The following is a 20,728-nucleotide window of genomic DNA, read 5'->3' as shown; positions in this document are numbered from 1 at the left end:
AGACTTCCGCGGGCCAAAGCGGGGCCAAAGGCTGAACGGGGGATCAGCGGAAATGACAGCACGGGGGGATGGGACACGGCATGCCAAACCATGACATATATGGTTCTTCTTTGGGCGTCCAGCATGTGATCCGGCCAAGGAAGGCCACCCTTACCGACGTACGATGGTCATGGGACAACAACCGGTCGGCACCGACTGTCCAGGAGCGCCGCCTCAAGGGAGGTCCGAAGCAGTGACCAGCCAGGTCAGCAGCCCGGCCGAGCAGGCCGAACCAGCCGATCAGCAGGGCGGGCAGACGCCCGCCGGGGGGCAGCCAACAGCAGAGGGCGGCAAAGAGGTCCGCCGCCTGGACCGGGTGATCATCCGGTTCGCGGGCGACTCGGGTGACGGTATGCAGCTCACGGGTGACCGGTTCACCTCGGAGACGGCGTCGTTCGGAAACGACCTGTCGACCCTGCCGAACTTCCCGGCGGAGATCCGCGCCCCCGCCGGTACCCTGCCCGGAGTGTCGAGCTTCCAGCTCCACTTCGCCGATCACGACATCCTCACACCAGGTGACGCGCCGAACGTGCTGGTGGCGATGAACCCGGCCGCGCTGAAGGCCAACCTCCCCGATGTGCCGCGCGGGGCGGAAATCATCGTCAACACCGACGAGTTCACCAAGCGCCCCATGGCCAAGGTCGGCTATGACCAAAGCCCCCTCGAGGACGGCTCGCTGGACGGCTATCACGTCCACCCGGTGCCGCTCACCACGCTGACCATCGAGGCGCTGAAGGAATTCGGCCTGTCCCGCAAGGAGGCCGAGCGCAGCAAGAACATGTTCGCGCTCGGGCTGCTGTCGTGGATGTACCACCGGCCGACCGAGGGCACCGAGAAGTTCCTGCGGCAGAAGTTCGCGAAGAAGCCGCAGATCGCCGAGGCGAACGTGGCGGCCTTCCGGGCGGGCTGGAACTTCGGCGAGACCACCGAGGACTTCGCCGTCTCCTACGAGGTCGCCCCGGCCACCAGGGCCTTCCCCACCGGCACCTACCGGAACATCTCCGGAAACCTGGCCCTGTCGTACGGGCTGATCGCGGCCTCCCGCCAGGCGGATCTGCCGCTGTTCCTCGGGTCGTATCCGATCACCCCGGCCTCGGACATCCTGCATGAGCTGTCCAAGCACAAGAACTTCGGTGTGCGCAGCTTCCAGGCCGAGGACGAGATCGCCGGGATCGGCGCCGCGCTGGGCGCGGCCTTCGGCGGCTCCCTCGCCGTGACCACCACCTCCGGCCCGGGCGTGGCGCTGAAGTCGGAGACCATCGGGCTCGCGGTGTCGCTGGAGCTGCCGCTGCTGGTCATCGACATCCAGCGCGGCGGCCCCTCCACCGGGCTGCCCACCAAGACCGAGCAGGCCGATCTGCTGCAGGCCATGTACGGGCGCAACGGCGAGGCCCCGGTGCCGATCGTGGCCCCGAAGACCCCGGCCGACTGCTTCGACGCCGCGCTCGACGCCGCCCGGATCGCCCTGACCTACCGCACCCCGGTCTTCCTGCTGTCGGACGGCTATCTGGCCAACGGCTCGGAGCCCTGGCGGGTGCCGGACGTCGACGAGCTGCCCGACCTCCGCGTCCAGTTCGCGACCGGGACCAACCATGTGCTGGCCGACGGCACCGAGGTCTTCTGGCCGTACAAGCGCGACCCCAAGACCCTGGCCCGCCCCTGGGCCGTGCCGGGAACGCCCGGTCTGGAGCACCGGATCGGCGGCATCGAGAAGCAGGACGGCTCGGGGAACATCTCCTACGACCCGGCCAACCATGAGCACATGGTCCGCATCCGCCAGGCCAAGGTGGACGGCATCACCGTGCCGGACATCGAGGTGGACGACCCGACCGGCGACGCCCGCACCCTGGTCCTGGGGTGGGGGTCGACGTACGGCCCGATCACCGCCGCGGTGCGCCGCGTCCGCACCGCGGGCGACCGCATCGCCCAGGCCCATCTGCGCCATCTCAACCCCTTCCCCGCCAACCTCGGCAAGGTGCTGGCGGGTTACGAGAAGGTCGTGGTGCCGGAGATGAACCTGGGTCAGCTGGCGACGCTGCTGCGCGCCCGCTATCTGGTCGACACCCGCTCCTTCACCCAGGTCCGCGGGCTGCCCTTCAAGGCCGAACAGCTCGCCACCGCCCTCAAGGAGGCCATCGATGACTGACACCCTCGCCGAGGGCGCGGCATCGGCTCGAAGCGCGCTCTCCCTGGTGCCCAAGAGCGACACCAAGCAGACGATGAAGGACTTCAAGTCCGACCAGGAGGTCCGCTGGTGCCCCGGCTGCGGTGACTACGCGATCCTCGCCGCCGTCCAGGGCTTCATGCCCGAACTGGGCCTGGCGAAGGAGAACATCGTCTTCGTCTCCGGCATCGGCTGCTCCTCCCGCTTCCCGTACTACATGAACACCTACGGGATGCACTCCATCCACGGCCGCGCCCCGGCCATCGCCACCGGTCTGGCCGCCTCGCGGCAGGATCTGTCGGTGTGGGTGGTCACCGGTGACGGCGACGCGCTGTCGATCGGCGGCAACCACCTGATCCACGCGCTGCGCCGCAATGTGAATCTGAAGATCCTGCTCTTCAACAACCGCATCTACGGCCTGACCAAGGGTCAGTACAGCCCCACCTCCGAGGTCGGCAAGATCACCAAGTCGACCCCGATGGGCTCCCTGGACGCGCCGTTCAACCCGCTGTCGCTCGCGCTCGGCGCCGAGGCGGGCTTCGTGGCCCGCACGGTCGACTCCGACCGCAAGCACCTGACCGAGGTGCTGCGGCAGGCGGCGGCCCATCCGGGTACCGCGCTGGTGGAGATCTACCAGAACTGCAACATCTTCAACGACGGCGCCTTCGAGGCCCTCAAGGACAAGGACCAGGCCCAGGAGGCCGTGATCCGGCTGGAGCACGGGCAGCCGATCCGCTTCGGCGCCGACCAGGCCAAGGGCGTCATCCGCAACCAGAGCACCGGCGACCTCGAAGTGGTCACCGTCACCGCCGGGAACGAGCACCAGGTGCTGGTGCACGACGCCCACGCCGCCTCGCCCACCACGGCGTTCGCACTGACCCGGCTCGCCGACGCCGACACGCTCCACCACACCCCCATCGGGGTGCTGCGCGATGTGGACCGCCCGGTCTACGACACCCAGATGTCCCACCAGCTCGACAACGCCGTGGAGCTGAAGGGCAAGGGCGACCTCGGCGCGCTGCTCGCGGGCGGCGACACCTGGACCGTCGTGGGCTGACCCCCACGGGTCCCGCCCCGCCGACGGGCACCTTCGTACAGCCGGCGGGCACATTCGTACATACGGGCACAGGCGGGTGCCCGGCCGGAGCGTCTGACCACGCCCCGGCCGGGCACCCGCTCTGCTATCCGCATGGCCGACCCCGCCGCCCCGATCCAGCCGCCCGACCGCCCCGCCTACCGACTCAAGCGGCTGCTGCTCGGCCCGCCCCTGGTCACCGAGCGGATCCGGCGCGAGAAGCTGGGCAACCCGGCCGCGCTGGGCGTGCTGGCCTCCGACTGCATCTCGTCGACGGCGTACGGCAGCGAGGAGATGCTGCGGGTGCTGGTGCCGGTCATCGGGGTCGCGGCGTTCTCCCTGATCCTCCCGGTGACCGGGGCGATTCTGCTGGTGCTGCTGCTGGTCACGCTCTGCTACAGCGATGTGGTGATGATCTACACCCGGGCGGGCGGCTCGTATGTGGTGGCACGGGAGAACTTCGGCCCGGACATCGCCCAGATCGCCTCCGTGGCGCTGCTGGTGGACTACATCGTCACCGTCGCGGTCCAGGTCTCGGCGGGCACCAACGCCATCATCTCGTTCGCCCATCTCGTCGGCGGCACCTGGACCGGCATCGACCATCTCCAACTGCCCCTCAGCGCCCTGGTGATCCTGATCCTCGCCTACGGCAATCTGCGGGGACTGCGCGAGGCCGGACGGGTGTTCATGGTGCCCGCCTATCTGTTCATCGTCGCCGTCGGCCTGATGCTGGTCGTCGGCGTGGTCCGCGGGCTCACCGGGCGGCTTCCGCACGCCGATGTGCACGCCGCGGGCGCCGTGCCCCTCGGCACCTCGGGCAGCGGCTGGCTCTACGGCGCCTCGCTCTTCATCGTGCTGCGCTCGTTCGCCAACGGCGGTTCCTCGCTGACCGGGCTGGAGGCGATCTCCAACAGCGTCTCGGTCTTCCGCGATCCCAAGGGCCGCAACGCCCGCCGCACGCTGATCACCATGAGCTGCATCCTGGGCACACTGGTCCTCGGGGTCTCCGCCCTCGCCCACTTCACCCACGCCATCCCGTACCGGGACGGCACCCCGACCGTCCTCGCGCAGGAGGCCCATCTGGTCTTCGGCGGCGGGGTGGTGGGCGCCCTGGGGCTGGCGTTCGTCCAACTGGCGACCGCGCTCATCCTCTACACGGGCGCCAACACACCGTTCACCGGCTTCCCCTTCCTGGCCAGCTTCGTGGCCGAGGACCGCTTTCTGCCCCGGCAGCTGACCCGGCGCGGCCACCGGCTGGCCTTCTCCAACGGGATCGTCGCACTGGCCGTGGTGGCGCTGGCGCTGCTGGTGGTCACCGAGGCCAATGTGGACCGACTGGTGGCGCTGTACGCGATCGGGGTGTTCACCGCCTTCACCATGGCCGGGGCCGGGCTGACCGCCTATCACCTGCGGCGGCGGGAGCCGGGCCGCGGCTGGAAGATCGCGGTCAACCTCACCACCGCGGCCGTCTCCGCCGCCGTGGTGCTGATCTTCGGGATCACCAAATTCACCGAGGGCGCCTGGCTGGTCGTGGTGGTCTTCCCGCTGGGGGTCTGGGCGCTGATCCGGATCAACCGCGAGTACCGCGCGGAGGCGGCCGCCCTGGAGGCGGTGCCGCGTCCGGGGGACGATGTCCCGCGCTGGCGGCGCCATGTCGTCTTCGTCCTGGCGGACAGCATCGACCTCGCGACGGTCAAGGCGCTGCGCTACGCCCATGAGCTGCGGCCCGACGAGGTCCGCGCGGTGCACTTCATGGTGGACGAGAGCCATGCCCGCCGGCTGATGGCGCGGTGGGAGGCCACGGCGGGGGTGACGGTGGCGCTGGAGGTCGTGGCATGCCCGGACCGGCGGCTGCGCCATGCGGTGATGGAGCTGGCGGCCCGTACCACCGAGGACGGGCAGACCGCGCTGACCCTGCTGGTGCCGCGCCGCACCTATGCCTCCCCGCTGGGCAAGCTGCTGCACCGGGGCACGGCGGAGTCGCTGGCGAAGGCGCTGGAGCACCTGCCGGGAGTCGCGGTGACGATCCTGCCGTTCGCGGTCAGCCTCGCGGCACGGGAGAGCGAGGCCCCGGAGTGACCCGGATCCGGCCCCGGACCCCGACTTGGCCCCGGACCCGGATGAACACACGTACTTAACCGGGAAGTACCTTTCTACTGGTTAGCGCTTCCCTTAAGGTGGGTGTGCCGATACCGAACAGGAGAGTCACACCTATGAGCATTGTCGTCACCGGAGCCACCGGCCACCTCGGCCGACTCGTCGTCGAGGGGCTGCTGGAGAAGGTTCCCGCCGACCAGATCACCGCGGTCGTGCGCGACACCGCGAAGGCCGCCGGCCTCGCCGACCGGGGTGTACGGCTGCATGAGGCCGACTACAACCGGCCCGAGACCCTCGCCGGTGCCTTCGCCGCGGGCGACAAGGTGCTGCTGATCTCCGGCAGCGAGGTCGGGCAGCGCGGTCCGCAGCACCAGGCGGTCGTAGACGCCGCCAAGGAGGCCGGTGTCGCGCTGCTCGCCTACACCAGCGTTCTGGGCGGCCCGGCCGCCGACTTCACCCTGGCCGACGAGCACCAAGTCACCGAGAAGGCGATCACCGACTCCGGTCTGCCGTACGCCCTGCTGCGCAACGGCTGGTACAACGAGAACTACACCGAGAACCTCGCCCCGGTCCTGGAGCACGGCGCCGTCGTGGGCGCCGCGGGCGAGGGCCGGGTCGCCTCCGCCTCGCGCGCCGACTACGCCGCGGCCGCCGTCGCCGTCCTGACCGGCGAGGGCCACGAGGGCAAGGCGTACGAGCTGTCCGGCGACACCGCCTGGAGCTTCGCCGAGTACGCCGACGTGATCGCGGGGCAGACCGGCAAGGAGATCGTCTACGGCGCCGTCTCCCCGGCGGAGTACCAGACCATCCTCACCAGCGCGGGCGTCCCCGAGCCGCTCGCCGTGATCCTCTCCGATGTCGAGGCGGCCATCGAGCGCGGCCGGCTGGCCGCCACCCCGGGCGATCTGTCCCGGCTCATCGGCCGCCCGACCACGCCCATCGCGGACTCGGTCGCGGCCGCCCTGAAGGGCTGACCGGCCCCGTGCGCACCACGGCCCGCCTGTCATGACCGTATCCCGATACGGAAATGACAGGCGGGCCCCACCGGCGCTACCTTCGGACCCTCGGAACGGGCCCGCCCTGGGCTCGCCATGCCATCGGGGAGGGTGCCGTGACGCCGCAGGACCAGCAGGACCGCGCCGATCGCTCCGGTCTCCTCTACGGCTTCGCGGCATACGGCTTCTGGGGGCTGGTGCCGCTCTTCTGGCCGCTGCTGGAGCCCGCCGGCGCGGTGGAGATCCTCGCCCACCGGATGGTGTGGTCGCTGGCGGCCGTCGGTCTGCTGCTGCTGGCGCTGCGCCGCTGGAGCTGGATACGGCCGCTGCTGCGGGAGCCCCGACGGCTGGGCATGATCGCGCTCGCCGCGACCGTGATCTCGATCAACTGGGGCCTGTACATCTGGGGCGTCAACAGCGGCCACGTGGTGGAGGCCGCGCTCGGATACTTCATCAACCCGCTGGTCAGCATCGCCTTCGGGGTGCTGCTGCTGCGTGAGCGGCTGCGGCCCGCGCAGTGGGCGGCGGTCGGCGTCGGGGCGGTGGCCGTGGCCGTACTGGCGGTGGGCTACGGCAAGCTGCCGTGGATCGCGCTCACGCTCGCCTTCAGCTTCGCGACATACAGCCTGGCCAAGAAGCGGGTAGGGCTGGACGGGCTGGAATCGCTGGCCGCCGAGACCGCCGTACAGTTCCTGCCCGCGCTGGGCTTCCTGATCTGGCTCGGGGCGCGCGGCGACAGCACGTTCGCGAGCGAGGGCGCCGGACACGCGGCGCTGCTGGCGAGCTGTGGCTTCGTCACGGCGCTGCCGCTCATCTGCTTCGGGGCCTCGGCCGTGCGGCTGCCGCTGTCGACGATCGGGATGCTGCAGTACGTGGCGCCGACCTTCCAGTTCGCCCTCGGCATCACCGTCTTCCACGAGACGATGCCACCCGAACGGTGGGCAGGCTTCGCCCTCGTCTGGCTCGCCCTCGCGCTGCTCACCTGGGACGCGCTGCGTACCGCCCGGCGGGCGCGGCGGGAGCTGGCCGACGCCGCCGCGCGGGCGGCCGCGCTGTCGGCGACAGTGGAGGCCGGTGTCGTTCCGGAGGCCGGTCTCGTTCCCGAAGCCGGTCTCGTTCCGGAGACTGTCATATCGGACGTGGCTGTATCGGATGTCGCCGTAGCGGATGCCGCCGCGCCCGAAGCCCGGCCGGGATCGATATCCGGCGGGTGATGTCCGGTTCCCGCCCTTGACGCGGAGTCAGCCACACCCGGAGCATCAGCCTCGCGTCATCACCGCTTCAGCGAACCGCAGGTTCGCCGCTCCATCGCCCCCACGGGCACGTGCACCACACAGCGTCACGTCATTCCGTCCTGTCCCCGTTCGGAACCGGAGCCCCCCATGTCGTCATGCGCTGAGCGTCGCCCCCGAAGATCCCTGATACGCCGGACGGCCGCCATGGCCGCCGCCGGTACGGCCGTCGCCGCCCTCGTGTCGGCCGCCCCCGCCACCTCCGCGGCCGCATCGGCCCGGCCCTCGGCGGACGCCCGTACCGCCCTCGCGGCGCCGGACATCTCCGTGGCCAATGTGAAGGCCCATCTGACCCAGCTGCAGTCGATCGCCACCGCCAACGGCGGCAACCGCGCCCATGGCCGCCCCGGCTACAAGGCGTCGCTCGACTACATCAAGGGCAAGCTCGACGCCGCCGGTTACACCACCACCGTGCAGCAGTTCACCTCCAGCGGTTCCACCGGCTACAACCTCATCGCCGACTGGCCCGGCGGCGACACCAACAACGTGGTGTTCTCCGGCGCCCATCTCGACTCGGTCACCGCCGGCCCCGGGATCAACGACAACGGCTCGGGCTCCGCCGGAATCCTGGAGACCGCGCTCACCGTCGCCCGCCAGGGGGCGAAGCCCACCAAGCATCTGCGGTTCGCCTGGTGGGGCGCCGAGGAGCTGGGGATGGTCGGCTCCCGCTACTACGTCAACAACCTGCCGTCAGCCGAGCGGGCGAAGATCGACGGCTATCTCAACTTCGACATGATCGGCTCGCCCAACCCCGGCTACTTCGTCTATGACGACGACCCCGGGATCGAGTCGGTGTTCAAGGCGTTCTTCTCCGCCAAGGGCGTTCCCACCGAGATCGAGACCGAGGGCGACGGCCGCTCCGACCACGCGCCGTTCAAGAACGTGGGCGTCCCGGTGGGCGGTCTCTTCAGCGGCGCCGACTACATCAAGACCTCCGCCCAGGCCCAGAAGTGGGGCGGCACCTCCGGTCGGGCGTTCGACAGCTGCTACCACCGCTCCTGCGACACCACCAGCAACATCAACGACACCGCCCTGGACCGCAACAGCGACGCCATCGCCTACGCGGTCTGGACGCTCGGCGGCGCCTGATCCCGGTTGACGTGCCGTGTTCGGCTCCGTCCTCGGCTCCGACCGGCTCAGGCCGTGATGTCCTTCGCGGTGAACCGGGCCCAGGCCGCCGAGCCGAACACGGCGACGTACAGCCCCTGCAGCCCCAGATTCTTGACCAGCTCGTCCCAGTAGACCGGCTCGCGCAGGAGATCGGCGAAGCTGAGCCAGTAGTGCGGGAAGAGATACGGGTGGATCGCGTGCAGCTGCGGGATGCTGTCGAGGATCTGCGCGGTGACCACCAGCCCCACGGTCGTGGCCATGGCCGCGATACCGCTGTTGGTCAGGGTGGAGATGAACAGCCCCACCGTCGCGATCCCCACCAGCGACAGGGCCACCAGGGCCGCCACGCCGAGCGCCCGGAGCAGCGCTTCCTCGAACGAGACGGTGATGCCCGAGATCAGCGTGACATCGCCGAGCGGGAAGAGCAGCGCCCCCGTCACCAGGCCCGAGAGCACCACGATCAGGGTCGCGATCAGGCAGAACGCCATGGACGTGGTGAATTTGGCCAGCAGGAGACGGGTCCGCCCGGCGGGGGCCACCAGCAGATAGCGCAGCGTTCCGGCGCCCGCCTCACCGGCGATGGCGTCACCGGTGATCACGCCGATCACCATCGGCAGGAAGACGGGCAGCGTCGCCGCCAGCGACGCGAAGACCAGGAAGATCCCGTTGTTAGTGATCTGGGAGAAGAAGGCCGGGCCCTGCCCGTCTCCGCCACGGCCGCCGCCGAGGCCGTCGCCGTCGCTCGTCTCGATCTTCACGGCGACGCCGATGAGGATCGGGATCAGCGCGAGCACCCCGAGCAGGGCCAGGGTCCGCCAGCGGCGGAGGGTGGTGGTCAGCTCGGAGCGGAAGAGCGCCAGGGCCCACAGGGGGTTCGGGCGGGGCGCGTTCGGGGCTCTCTCGCCCGTCCGGGTGGCCGGTGCGCCGGTGCCGACCGGGTCCGGTGCGTCGAGGTCAACCGTTCCTGATCTCTCGGCCCGCGCCCGCGGCCCCAGTTCCTCAGCCCGCGACATCGAAACCCTCCCCGGTCAGCGCCACAAAGGCGTCCTCGAGCGAGGCGCGTTCGGCCCCGAAGGCCCGGACCCGCACCCCGGCGCGGACGAGGTCGGCGTTGAGATCGGCCAGCTCCAGCGGTGCGTCGTCCGCGCCGGGGCCGGGCACCGGCAGCTCGCCGGAGACGCGCTCGTCCAGGATCACCAGATCCGTCACACCGTGCTCCTTCAGGATCCGGACCGCGTCCGCCGGGTCCGGGGTGGTGACGACCAGCCTGCCGCGGCTGCCCGCCGCCAGCTCGGCCACCGTGCCCTGGGCGATCAGACGGCCCTGGGCCATCACGGCGGCGTGCGTGCACACCTGTTCGATCTCGTCGAGGAGGTGCGAGGAGAGGAAGACGGTGGTGCCCTCCTCGGCCAGCTCGCGCACCAGGGAACGGATCTCGCGCATCCCCTGCGGATCCAGGCCGTTGGTCGGCTCGTCCAGGACGAGCAGCTCACGCGGCTGGAGCAGCGCGGCGGCCAGGCCCAGGCGCTGCTTCATGCCGAGCGAGTAGGCGCGGGCCTTCTTCCCGGCCGCGGCGGCCAGCCCGACCCGGTCCAGGGCGGCCTCGACGCGGGGGACGCGGGTGCGGGGGTCGGCCGTGGGGTCGGCGGCGTCGTAGCGCAGCAGATTGTCGCGGCCGGTCAGAAAGGGGTAGAGGGCGGGGCCCTCGATGAGGGCGCCCACCCTGGGCAGCACACTCCGGGCAGCGCGCGGCATCGGCTCGCCGAGCAGCCTGGCTCTGCCCGAGGTGGGCTCGATCAGGCCCATGAGCATGCGGATCGTCGTCGTCTTCCCCGAGCCGTTGGGCCCGAGGAAGCCGAAGACGCTGCCACGCGGCACGGACAGGTCGAGTGCGTCGACCGCGAGCTGTCCGCCCCGGTAGCGCTTGGTGAGCCCGCGGGTCTCCACCGCGGTGTCGTTCCCCTCGGTGGACCGCTGCTCCACGGGCTCCCCTTCGTCATGCGTCGTGTTCTACGCCGTGCGCGCCCAGCGCCTCACTTGGCCGCGTTGGCGGCCTTGACCAGGGCGTCCTTGTCGACCGCGCCGACGAACACCTTGCCGTCGTCGGTGAGCAGCGCGTTGACCAGACGGGTGCTGACCACCGTGCCGGAGCCGAAGTCCCCCTTGACCTCCTTGCCGAAGCCGCCGAGGAGTCCGGACGCCGCACCCGGGCCGCTGTCGCCGCCGGGGGTCGTGGACGCCGCGCCGCCGGGGGTGTCGAGCCGGGCGACCGAGTCCCAGCCGTCACCGACGACCTTCAGCCTGGACAGGGCGCCCTGGGCGTCCTTGAAGTCCTTGGCGCCGAAGTCCTTGGCCTCGGGCCGGTCGGCCTTGGGCTCCTCGGTGACCTTGGCGCCCTTGGGCGGGGTGAAGTCGAAGGTGCCGGCCTTGGGCTTGCCGAAGTCGACCTTGGTGTAGCCGACGTCGATGGCCGCCTTGCCGCCGCTCTTCGGGGAGAGCGTGAACTTCAGCGGGACACCGTTGTCCGCGTCCACCGCGATACGGACGGATCCGATCGTGGAGTCGCTGTTCGCCTTGGGCTTGATCAGCAGGTCGTACGCGTCCCGTCCGGCGACCCGGGAGGTGCCGTCGACGGTCACATCCGTGGTGTCGTCCACGGAGGCGAGCACGGTCTTGGCGATCTCCTGGGGCGTGGCGCCGCGCAGGTCCTTCGGCAGCTCCTGCCGGTGGTCGCCCTTGGCCTTCGCCTCCTTGGGGGCGGTGGCGTGGTAGGCGGAGTTGCTCCCGCTGTCGTACGCCCAGATCTCGTCGCCGTTGTGGATCATGCTGTACTCGGCGGCGTTCTCGACGATCGACACCCGCTGCTTGCCGGGGCCGTCGGTGGCCACCCGCAGGGTGTGGGAGCCGGAGACCAGCTCCATCAGCCGGGAGTCGGGCGAGGCGGACGCCTCGCCGCCCTGCGCCCCGCCGAGGTCGGCGAGGGAGCCGCCGCCGGGGAGCGAGGGGATGCCCAGATCGGTGGTGATCTTCACCGAACCGGACAGCTGCTGGGCGTCCGATGCCGCCATCTTGCTGATCAGCTCTTGTGCCGAGATCTTCGGCAGGTCAGGGTCACCGGTGCTGGCCAGCGCCGGGACCAGTCCTATGGTCGCCGCCGCGATGCCCGCGACCGCGACCGGGACGGCGTACCGGGCGGCCTTCTTCCCTCGGGATGGCCGCTCGTCATCCCAGAAGCCGTCGTCGGCGACCTGTGTCGGTCGGATCCGTGCCATGTGTGCTCTACCTCCGTCGTCGGCGGCGGTTCGTCAGCTTGCACTCGTCCACCCTCTCGGGCCATTGTCACCCGATCCCGCCATGTGGTGGTCTTTTCATCCCACCAAATCGTGTGACGTGACGCGTCAGCCCGCAGGATCACCTGGGTGTACTGCTCGGGGATGACACCGCTCCCCCGGGAGTCAGGGTCGGCTCCCCGGAGCCGGGGGCCGATCGGGGCGGAGCGGGCGCCGGGCGGGCGTCAGCCGACCCGATGGGCGGGGCGTATGCCGACCGGCGGGTGAGGCGTATGCCGACCGGCGGGTGAGGGCATAAGCCGACCGGCGGGTGAGGCGTCAGCCAACCGGTGGGTGAGCCGTCAGCCGGCTCGGTGGACCACCGCGTCGCACAGCCCCTCGAGGGCCGCCTTCGCCGGGCCCTCGGGCAGCGGTGCCAGCATCGAACGGGCCTCCGCCGCGTAGCGGACCGTGACCCGGCGGGCCTGCTCCAGCGCCGGATGGGCGCGCAGCCGCCGCAGCACCTCGGCGAGGCGCGCGTCATCGGTCAGATCGCCCGCGAGCAGCTCGCACAGCTCGCGGTCCTCGGCCGAACCGGTCGCCTCGGCCCGCTCCCGCACATAGAGCACGGGCAGGGTGGCCACGCCCTCGCGCAGATCGGTGCCGGGGGTCTTACCGGACTCATGGCTGTCACTGGCGATGTCCAGCACATCGTCGGCGAGCTGGAAGGCCATGCCGAGCCGCTCGCCGTACTGGGTGAGGATGCTGACGACGGACTCGTCGGCACCCGACATCATCGCGCCGAACCGGCCGGAGACGGCGATCAGCGAGCCCGTCTTGCCGGCCAGCACATCCAGATAGTGTTCGACCGGGTCACGGCCGTCGCGGGGGCCCGCCGTCTCCAGGATCTGGCCGGTGACCAGCCGCTCGAACGCCTCGGCCTGGATCCGCACCGCCTCGGGGCCGAGATCGGCCAGGATGTGCGAGGCCCGGGCGAAGAGGAAGTCACCGGTGAGGACCGCCACCGAGTTGCCCCAGCGGACGTTGGCGCTGGACACGCCGCGCCGCACCTCCGCCTCGTCCATCACATCGTCGTGGTACAGCGTCGCCAGATGGGTGAGCTCGACGACCACGGCCGAGGGCACCACTCCGGGTGCGTGGGGATCGCCGAACTGCGCGGCCAGCAGCACCAGCAGCGGCCGGAACCGCTTCCCACCGGCCCGCACCAGGTGCTGGGCGGCCTCGGTGATGAAGGGCACATCGCTCTTGGTGGCCTCCAGCAGGCCCTCTTCGACCGCCGTCAGCCCGGCCTGGGTGTCGGCTTCCAGAGTCCGGTCCCGCACGCTCAGCCCCAAGGGCCCGACGAAGCTCACGGGGTACTCCTGTCTGCCTACGAATGACGCGAATGTCGACGTGTCGCTGCCTCCACCAACAGGCAGCGTATCCGGTCGGGTATCGATCACTGTGGGCGCCTTCCCGCCTTGTACGCCTCTCACCGTTCTCTCCCGAACCGGCTACTTCACATCGCAGTACCGCGATCGCAGCAGATCATTCATCCCCCGGCCCCCGACAAGTCAGCCCACCCGGCCCGCTGACGGGTCGACCGACCCGGCCTGCTGACCGGTCAACGGGCCCGGGCCCGGGCCGGGGCCGGGGCCGGGGACGGGGACGGGGACGGGGACGGGGACGGGGACGGGGACGGGGACGGGGACGGGGACGGGGACGGGGACGGGGACGGCCATCGGCCAGGTAAGACCAGGGACCGGGTCGGGCCAGGGACCGGGTCGGGCCAGGGACCGGGTCGGGCCAGGCACCAGGGCAAGCACTCAGCCAGGCAAGCCATCGGCCAGGGCGGGCCGATGGCCGCGGGCTCGGCGGCCGGTCATCCGTGCGCGGCGGCCACCGCCTTCGCCAGCCGTGGCGACGCGTACTCCGTGCCGCAGACGAACCGCATCACCGGACCGAAACTCGCCGCCGCGGGCAGCCCAGTGAAGTACAGCCCGGGGACCGAGGAGCCGTACCCGGCGTCGAGCCAGGGTCCCCCGGCGCCGGTGACCAACTCGGAGCGGAGCCCGGGCCCGAGGAAGTCCAGCGCGGCGACGCTCATCCGGTAGCCCGTCGCGGCCATCACATGGTCGGCGGCCAGCTCACCGACCCGGCCGCCCCCGCGCAGGCTGACCACCGGCCGGCCGTCGGCCCGCACCGTGACCCGGCTGATCTGCCGCCCCTGGGTGACCCGCACCCGTCCGGCGAACCGATCCCTCAGCCACCAGGCGCCCTTGGGCCCCAGCACCCTGCGGACCAGATACTCCCGGGTCGGTGCGGGCAGCCGCCGGAAGCCCACGGCGTGGTACGACAGCGCGTACAGCGACCAGGCGCGGCCGAACGGCGACTCGGGCCGCAGCCTGGGCTGGTGGTCCGGCGGGGCGCCGAAGGCGACCGCGCGCGGTCCGCGGGCCACCACCCGCACCGCGGCAGCGCCTGCCTCGGCCAGCAGCACCGCGCTCTCCAGCGCCGACTGCCCGGCTCCGACGACCACCACCTCACGCCCCCGGAAGCCCCCGAGGTCACGGTGTTGCGAACTGTGCGAGACGGGGCCGCCGGGAGCGGGCCCGTCCGGTACGGCGGCGGCCAGCTCACGGGGGAGGTGGGCGAGCCCGCTGAGGCCGCTGGCGACGACGACGGCGCGGGCCGTGAACTGCTCCCCCGAGTCCAGCTTCAGCTCGAACCGGCCGCCCCGCCGGTCGACCGAGACCACCCGCACCCGCTCCAGCTCCGGCACCAGCCGCTCCTGGAACCACAGTCCATAGGCCGAGAAGGTCTCGACGGGGATGAGGTCCCAGTCCGACTCATAGCGCGGGCCGCCCATCGCATGGCAGAAGTCCAGCAGGGTGTGCCCCGGCTGCGGTGCGTCGATGTTCGAGGCGACCGGTGTGGACTTGAGCAGCATGCCCGCGGGCATCCGCTCGCGCCAGCTCACCATCGGATCCCCGAAGACACGGACCGGCAGCCCGCGGGCGCGCAGATGAGCGGCGGTCGACAGACCGTACGGACCGGCCCCGATGACCACTACCGGATCGTTCATGAATCCCCCCAAGGTGTTCAGTGTTCACTTGGCGCGCCACAGCCGGTAGAGCTGGGCGGCGCCGGGCCGCAGCGAGCGGGCCAGCATGGTGAAGAACGGCTTCATGTCGTCCCGCGCGGCCCAGGCGAGCTCGGTCCCGCTCGCCCTCGCCGGGGCGTGCGGGGTGGTGTATCCACTGCGGCGATAGGCGAGCAGCGCGGGCAGGTCGATGTTCTCGACCGTGAACCGGCGGTCCGGCCGCTGTCCGGCCCCGGGGACCGCGCGCCCCGTCAGATCGAGATGCTGGGCCCGGACGACATCGATCCCCACCGCACTCTCGAAGAGCCGGAACTGGGCGCCCATCCGCGGATTGAAGTCCAGCAGCTTGTACCGTCCGTCGCGCCGGTCGAAGCGCCAGTCCAGATCGACGATGCCGCTGAAGCCGATCCGCTGGACGAACTGGGCCGCCATCCGCGCCAGCTCCTCGTTCTCCACCGCATAGGCGCATGCCGTCATCCCCGCGTGCGGCGGCCAGGACCGCACCTTGACCCCGGTGAACATCGCCAGCGGTGTGCTCCCGGTGTCGAAGTACCCATGCACGATCCAGTCCTCGGCGTCCTCGCGCGGCAGATACTCCTGCAGGACCACCCCGGGCCGCGGCCCCCACCGCCGCGCCAGCTCCATCAGCTCCCGTGGGCCCTCGATCCGGGTGGTGCCGCCCACCGCGGGCTTCTTCCGCCGCTCGAACGCCTCCCGGTTCTTGGCGACCACCGGAAACCGCGCGCTCGCCGCGAACGCCTTGACGTCGGCATAGGTGTCCGGGAAGGCGCCCTCGGGCGTGGGCACCCCGTGCTTGACGCACAGCTCGTGCAGCCCCTGCTTGCTCGCCAGCCGCCTGGGCAACTCGGTCTCGGCGCGCGGGAAGAGGAAATCGCCCTCCCCGGCGAGCCGATCCGCGTGCTCGGCGATCAGCACCGCCGCTTCCTCGTCCGTCGGCAGCAGAACCGTCGGCCGGCCGATCGCCCGCCCTATCCGCAGCAGCCCCTCCACCAGCCGCTCCGGCCGCTCGCTGCCGGTGGTCGGCCAGACGAAGGCCCTCTCCAGATAGCGCGAGAGCGCGGCCGGGGTCCAACGGTCCTCGGTGACCGCGTACATGGGGACGCCGAGACGCCCCAGGGACCGGATGGCCCCGACGCCACCGTGATGCAGCGGATAGTGGCCGATCTTCACGACCAGAGCGGGTACGGAACGGTCCACCGCGAATGGCACGGCACTGCTCGCCACGAGCCCCCCTCGGTCACCGCAGCGCAGTGGCCCCCCCACTGTGCGTGACCCCGAGGAAGGACGCTACTTCGGAATCGCCGCCTCCAGCAAGGATTTTCCGGACATTGCCATCTCTTTAGGGGGTAGCCGACACGGTGCCACCTTCCTTTCTTCCCCGCACTCCCCTCGCCTTAGGGTGTGCTGCACCCCCAGCAGTGACCAGGAGAAGGCGAGGCAGCCCCGATGCCGCAGCGATCCCCGCTGGACCTGCCCGAAGGCGACCCCTTCGGCCCGCACAACCTCCCCTATGGCGTCTTCACCACGCCGCACGCTCCTCATCTGCGGAAAATCGGGGTGCGCTACGGAAACCATGTGCTGGACGCCGGCGCCGCCGCGGCCGCCGCCGCCTCTCCGCACGCCGAGCAACTGGGCGCCGACACCCTCAACCCGCTGATGGCCGCGGGCCGCCCGGTCTGGCAGGCCGTCCGCGCCGAGGTGCTCGACTGGCTCACCGACCCGGCGCACCGGTCGACCATCGAGCCCCTGATGCACCCCCTCCCCACGGTCGCGCTCCATCTCCCCTTCGAGGTGGCCGACTACGCCGACTTCTATGCGAGCGAGCACCACGCCACCAACACGGGCAGGATCTTCCGCCCCGACGGCGACGCGCTCAGCCCCAACTGGAAGCACATGCCGATCGGCTACCACGGCCGGGCCGGCACCCTTCTCGTCTCGGGCACGCCCATCGTCCGCCCACAGGGCCAGCATCTGCCCCCGGCCGATACCTCCGCACCACACGCTTCCTCCCCCACTCCGGTCTTCGGCCCCTCCCTGCGCCTCGACTTCGAGGCGGAGGTGGCCTTCGTCGTCGGCGCCCCTTCCACTGTGAATACACCGGTGACGCTCTCCGGGTTCCACGACCACGTCTTCGGTGTCTGTCTGCTCAACGACTGGTCCGCACGCGACATCCAGGCATGGGAGTACCGCCCGCTCGGCCCGTTCCTCGGCAAGTCCTTCGCCACCTCCCTCGCCGCGTGGGTCACGCCGCTGGAGGCCCTCACCGCGGCCCGTACCGGCCCGCCCGCCCGCGACGTCCCGCTCCTCCCCTACCTGGACGACAGCGCCGCCGAGCCCGGCGGGCTCGATCTGCGCCTCGAGGTCGCCCTCAACGGCCACACGGTCTCCCGCCCGCCGTTCTCCGCCATGTACTGGACCGCGGCCCAGCAGCTCGCGCATCTGACGGTCAACGGCGCCTCGCTGCGCACCGGCGACGTCTTCGCCTCCGGCACGGTCAGCGGCCCCCGCCCGGACGAGCTCGGCTGTCTCCTCGAACTCACCTGGGGAGGCCGCCGGCCCCTGCGTCTCCCCGACTGCACCCGGACGTTCCTGGAGGACGGTGACGAAGTGACCATCACGGCCTGGGCGCCGGGCCCGCAGGGGGTCCGTATCGGCCTGGGCGAGGTGACCGGCCAGGTCGTCCCGGCCACGCCCTGACACGGCTGCTAATTTGTCGTGCTCCCGCCCTGACGATCGAGGAGAGACACGTGAACAAGGCAGTGGGCATCGCCGGCACGGTGGCGGCGGCCGCCCTGCTACTGACCGCATGTGGCAGTGACGGAGGCGACGACAAGAAGGACACCTCCAACGCCCCTTCGTCCGCGTCGAGCGCCCCGGCGGAGGGGGGCGCGGACGCGAAGGTCTCCGGCACCTATGTGGCGAAGTCCGGTGACGAGGCCGTCATCCTGTCCATCAGCGGCAAGCAGGCCGTCCTGATGGCCGGCAAGCACATCTGCAACGGCGAATACGCCGACATGGGCGGAAAGATGCTCATGCTCAAGTGCGCCGACGGCAACACCGAGCGCAGCGCGGGCAAGGTCACCCTGGGCGCGGACGGTAAGACCCTCACGGTCGACTGGGACGCGCTCGCCAAGAACGACACCTTCGTCAAGGCGACCTCGCCCAGTGACCTTCCCTCGGGCCTGCCGACGTCGCTCCCCTCCGGCATCCCGACCGATCTCCCGAGCGGCATCCCGACCGATCTCCCGACCGGCTGAATGACGGCGCCGGCCCCGTCCGGCGCCCCGGGCCCCTGGCGCACCACCGCGCCGGGGGCCGCCGCGCGCAGTGGCAGATCTTGCCGCCGCGGCGGCGAAACCGCAGGCGGCAGCGGTACGAAAGCCGCCGTCAGGTGGCGCAACACTTCGGCAACACCATCGGCTCGGCCCCGTCGGTATGGTCCCCGTACGACCCGCCGACCAGCAAACCCCGGAGCCGGCCGATGCCAGCCGAACGCCCCCGCGAGCACGCCCCGCCGGTCGCCGCCGCGCGCCGCCGCCGGCTGCGCGCCGACCGGGCACGGCAACTCGCCGATCTGATCCGCCACCAGGTCCTCACCGGCGGCTTCCCCGCAGGCGTACTCCCCCTGGAGGACGCGCTCGGCCAGGACTACGGCGCCTCCCGCAACACCGTGCGCCAGGCGCTCGACCTGCTGCGCGCCGAGCGCCTGGTGGAGCGGCAGCCCGGGGTGGGCACGGTCGTCGTCGCGGGGAAGTACCCGCACGGCCTCGACCGGCTGATGGGCCTGGCCGCTCCGGCGCCTGGTCAACGACTACGCGGCCCCGCCCAAGAGCGGCGCCCGGCTCTCGCTCGCCATCGAGGCGTTCGAGCGGATGCGCGGGGACATCGCCACGATGGGCGCCGGTACGCCCCATGAACTGATGCGCTGCGCCGAGGTGACCTTCATCCGCGACTGCGCGGAGACGGCCGCGCGCTCCTCGCCGGCCAGGACGGAGAGCCGGTGGGGGCTCTATCACGAGCGCACGGACCATCCGCTGCGCGACGACGAGGGCTGGCTGCACCATCTGGATCTGCGCAAGTCGGCGCCGGGGGCCATGGAGTTCACGGCGCGTCCCGCCCGCCGTATCTCGTCCCGGTGGCGGAGTACGCGCCCACGGGCGGGCCGTCCCGCCCGCTGGGCGAGGTGTGGCCGGAGCAGGTGGCCACGGCGGGGCCGCGCGAGAGTGCTCCGCGGCCGGGGACGGGACGGGTGGCCGAGGGCCGGGCGCCTCGGCCGCCCGCTCGGCCGGCTCCGCCGCCTCGCCGCGCATCCTCGAACTCCTCGCCCTCGCCGAGGAGCAGCCGGAACTCCCCGCTCTCCAGCCCTATCCCGCCGACCCCGACCCCGCGGTGCGCCGGGCCGTCGTCGCCACCCTGACCGAGACCGCACCACCGGGCACCGGCCCGGCCCTCGCGGCGGCCCTGGCCGACGCGGACAGCGGCGTACGTGCCGATGCCGCGGCCTCGCTTCGGGAGCTGGACGAGGTGCTGCCGCCGGACGCCGCTTTGCGTGAACCCCTGGTCCACGGGCTGGACGTGGCCGAGCCGGTGGTACGGGCGGCGGCGCTGGACGTCCTGCGCGCGCTGGGCCTCGGCGACGCGGAACTGTTCGCCCGGGCGCTGACGGACGCGGCGATCGGGGTCCGTATCCAGGCCGTACGGGGGCTGGTGTCGGTGGCGCACTCACCGCGCTGGAGCCGTGAGCCGCGGACGCGTCGCGAGAGGTGCGGGTGGCGACGGCGGGGGCGCTGGGCACTCTGGCGCCCGGCGGCGGACGCCCGGCGGCTGCTCACGCCGCTGCTGCGGGACCCGGACGTCCTCGTGCGGGCCGCCGCCCTGGAGGCCCTGGCCCCGGCGGGGTGTCCCGCGCCGCTGGACGCGGAGGTAGTGGCGGCGTTGGGCGACTCCGCCTGGCAGGTGCGCAAGGGGGCGGCGACGGCGCTGTCCGCCGCGGCGCCGGAACTGGGCGTGCCCGCACTGGGCCGGGCCCTGGCCGACCCGCATGCCGATGTGCGGAAGGCGGCGGTGCTGGCGTTGCTGCCGTTGGCGGAGCGGGAGGTGGGGGCGCGGGAGGCGTTCTCCTCGGTTCGGTCCGACCCGGACGCGGAGGTGCGGGCCTATGCGGCGAGGGCGAGCGCGACGGCCTAGCGTCTCCTTCCCCATCCCGCCCCTTCCCGCAGCATCCGAGATGCGGCTCCGCCGCAGGGGGACTGCGCCCCCAGCCCCCCGCCGGGGCTCCGCCCCGGACCCCGCTCCTCAATCGCCGGAGAGGCCGGGAGTCGGCCTCAACCGCCGGAGGAGCTGAGTTGCTCTTGCAGGAGGGGCTGGACATGCTTCGGCCGGGGGGGGGGGCCCCGGGGGGGGGGGGGGGCCCCCCCGGGGGGGGGGGGGGGGGGGGGGGGGGGGGGGGGGGGGGGGGGCGCCCCCCCCCCGCCACTCGGCAGCTTCGCGCACGTCCAGCAGCACGGCATCGCCGTCATTGACGCGGGCGTTGGCCTGTTCGGGGGCAAGGCGGCCAAAGCCG

15 protein-coding genes and 3 pseudogenes are annotated in these 20,728 nt (G+C 71.8%); 12 read left to right on the top strand and 6 right to left on the bottom strand.

The features are described 5' to 3' along the window. The first annotated feature begins 232 nt into the window (after window positions 1-232). From ACFYOY_RS40415 to ACFYOY_RS40390, 6 genes are all read left to right on the top strand, one after another. Complete coding sequence (locus tag ACFYOY_RS40415; protein ID WP_351900823.1) at window positions 233-2,185, top strand: 2-oxoacid:acceptor oxidoreductase subunit alpha; 1,953 nt, start codon at window positions 233-235, stop codon at window positions 2,183-2,185. Further along, on the top strand, window positions 2,178-3,260 hold the full coding sequence (locus tag ACFYOY_RS40410) for a 2-oxoacid:ferredoxin oxidoreductase subunit beta (RefSeq protein ID WP_351900825.1): 1,083 nt from the start codon (window positions 2,178-2,180) through the stop codon (window positions 3,258-3,260). Before ACFYOY_RS40415 ends, ACFYOY_RS40410 begins: the two co-directional genes overlap by 8 nt. Before the next feature lie 132 nt (window positions 3,261-3,392). Then, a complete protein-coding gene (locus ACFYOY_RS40405) occupies window positions 3,393-5,357 on the top strand; it encodes an APC family permease (protein WP_351900827.1) in 1,965 nt (654 codons plus the stop codon). Window positions 5,358-5,491: 134 nt separating this feature from the next. Further along, window positions 5,492-6,349 (top strand): SDR family oxidoreductase, encoded by an 858-nt coding sequence (locus ACFYOY_RS40400; RefSeq protein WP_388592698.1) that lies wholly within the window; start codon window positions 5,492-5,494, stop codon window positions 6,347-6,349. A 137-nt stretch (window positions 6,350-6,486) separates the two neighbouring features. After that, entirely contained in the window at window positions 6,487-7,584 is a 1,098-nt protein-coding gene (gene rarD, locus ACFYOY_RS40395) for an EamA family transporter RarD (RefSeq protein ID WP_351900831.1), read from the top strand. Between the two features lie 225 nt (window positions 7,585-7,809). Continuing rightward, window positions 7,810-8,751: a M28 family metallopeptidase gene (locus tag ACFYOY_RS40390; protein WP_351900833.1), complete on the top strand. Its 942-nt coding sequence runs from the start codon at window positions 7,810-7,812 to the stop codon at window positions 8,749-8,751. A gap of 47 nt (window positions 8,752-8,798) precedes the next feature. On the opposite strand, the gene ACFYOY_RS40385 is transcribed toward ACFYOY_RS40390, so the two are convergent. The 4 genes from ACFYOY_RS40385 to ACFYOY_RS40370 all read right to left on the bottom strand — a co-directional run bounded on the left by ACFYOY_RS40385 (window position 8,799) and on the right by ACFYOY_RS40370 (window position 13,414). Next, entirely contained in the window at window positions 8,799-9,785 is a 987-nt protein-coding gene (locus ACFYOY_RS40385; RefSeq protein ID WP_388592694.1) for an ABC transporter permease, read from the bottom strand. Continuing rightward, a complete protein-coding gene (locus ACFYOY_RS40380) occupies window positions 9,772-10,755 on the bottom strand; it encodes an ABC transporter ATP-binding protein (protein WP_351900837.1) in 984 nt (327 codons plus the stop codon). The genes ACFYOY_RS40385 and ACFYOY_RS40380 overlap by 14 nt, the downstream gene beginning before the upstream one ends. 50 nt (window positions 10,756-10,805) lie before the next feature. Continuing rightward, window positions 10,806-12,044 carry an outer membrane lipoprotein carrier protein LolA gene (locus ACFYOY_RS40375; protein ID WP_388592691.1) on the bottom strand — a complete coding sequence of 413 codons (1,239 nt, stop codon included), beginning with the start codon at window positions 12,042-12,044 and terminating at the stop codon, window positions 10,806-10,808. A 359-nt stretch (window positions 12,045-12,403) separates the two neighbouring features. After that, window positions 12,404-13,414 (bottom strand): polyprenyl synthetase family protein, encoded by a 1,011-nt coding sequence (locus ACFYOY_RS40370; protein ID WP_351900841.1) that lies wholly within the window; start codon window positions 13,412-13,414, stop codon window positions 12,404-12,406. Between the two features lie 240 nt (window positions 13,415-13,654). Here ACFYOY_RS40370 and ACFYOY_RS40365 point away from each other — a divergent pair. After that, window positions 13,655-13,906 (top strand): annotated as a pseudogene (locus ACFYOY_RS40365) (hypothetical protein); the annotation flags it as partial. 17 nt (window positions 13,907-13,923) lie between these two features. On the opposite strand, the gene ACFYOY_RS40360 reads toward ACFYOY_RS40365, so the two are convergent. Together ACFYOY_RS40360 and ACFYOY_RS40355 are read right to left on the bottom strand one after the other, a co-directional pair. Continuing rightward, window positions 13,924-15,126 carry an FAD-dependent oxidoreductase gene (locus tag ACFYOY_RS40360; protein WP_351900843.1) on the bottom strand — a complete coding sequence of 401 codons (1,203 nt, stop codon included), beginning with the start codon at window positions 15,124-15,126 and terminating at the stop codon, window positions 13,924-13,926. Between the two features lie 24 nt (window positions 15,127-15,150). Next, window positions 15,151-16,389, bottom strand: coding sequence for an ATP-grasp domain-containing protein (locus ACFYOY_RS40355; RefSeq protein WP_388592687.1), 1,239 nt, complete (start codon window positions 16,387-16,389; stop codon window positions 15,151-15,153). A gap of 222 nt (window positions 16,390-16,611) precedes the next feature. Between ACFYOY_RS40355 and fahA the strand changes: the two genes are divergently transcribed. The 5 genes and pseudogenes from fahA (at window position 16,612) to ACFYOY_RS40330 (ending at window position 20,352) form a co-directional block, all read left to right on the top strand. Further along, entirely contained in the window at window positions 16,612-17,862 is a 1,251-nt protein-coding gene (gene fahA / locus ACFYOY_RS40350; RefSeq protein ID WP_388592684.1) for a fumarylacetoacetase, read from the top strand. Between the two features lie 50 nt (window positions 17,863-17,912). After that, entirely contained in the window at window positions 17,913-18,422 is a 510-nt protein-coding gene (locus ACFYOY_RS40345) for a PT domain-containing protein (protein WP_351900849.1), read from the top strand. Window positions 18,423-18,646: 224 nt separating this feature from the next. Then, window positions 18,647-18,955, top strand: a pseudogene (locus tag ACFYOY_RS40340) (GntR family transcriptional regulator); the annotation flags it as partial. A gap of 10 nt (window positions 18,956-18,965) precedes the next feature. Then, window positions 18,966-19,214: pseudogene (locus ACFYOY_RS40335) on the top strand (hypothetical protein); the annotation flags it as partial. 136 nt (window positions 19,215-19,350) lie between these two features. Continuing rightward, window positions 19,351-20,352, top strand: coding sequence for a HEAT repeat domain-containing protein (locus ACFYOY_RS40330; protein ID WP_388592681.1), 1,002 nt, complete (start codon window positions 19,351-19,353; stop codon window positions 20,350-20,352). Window positions 20,353-20,728: the final 376 nt, after the last annotated feature.

Origin of the sequence: Streptomyces sp. NPDC007875 (genome assembly GCF_042868035.1) — a bacterium.
GTDB lineage: Bacteria > Actinomycetota > Actinomycetes > Streptomycetales > Streptomycetaceae > Streptomyces > Streptomyces antimycoticus.
Note: the sequence above shows the minus strand (reverse complement) of the source record. Positions and strands in the feature narration are given on the sequence as shown.

Bases quoted from the DNA above. Each gene is read 5' to 3' on its own strand.
- ACFYOY_RS40410 (WP_351900825.1), top strand. From the start codon at position 2,178: ATGACTGACACCCTCGCCGAGGGCGCGGCATCGGCTCGAAGCGCGCTC.
- ACFYOY_RS40405 (WP_351900827.1), top strand. From the start codon at position 3,393: ATGGCCGACCCCGCCGCCCCGATCCAGCCGCCCGACCGCCCCGCCTAC.
- ACFYOY_RS40400 (WP_388592698.1), top strand. From the start codon at position 5,492: ATGAGCATTGTCGTCACCGGAGCCACCGGCCACCTCGGCCGACTCGTC.
- ACFYOY_RS40390 (WP_351900833.1), top strand. From the start codon at position 7,810: ATGGCCGCCGCCGGTACGGCCGTCGCCGCCCTCGTGTCGGCCGCCCCC.
- ACFYOY_RS40385 (WP_388592694.1), bottom strand. From the start codon at position 9,785: ATGTCGCGGGCTGAGGAACTGGGGCCGCGGGCGCGGGCCGAGAGATCA.
- ACFYOY_RS40375 (WP_388592691.1), bottom strand. From the start codon at position 12,044: ATGGCACGGATCCGACCGACACAGGTCGCCGACGACGGCTTCTGGGAT.
- ACFYOY_RS40360 (WP_351900843.1), bottom strand. From the start codon at position 15,126: ATGAACGATCCGGTAGTGGTCATCGGGGCCGGTCCGTACGGTCTGTCG.
- fahA (WP_388592684.1), top strand. From the start codon at position 16,612: ATGCCGCAGCGATCCCCGCTGGACCTGCCCGAAGGCGACCCCTTCGGC.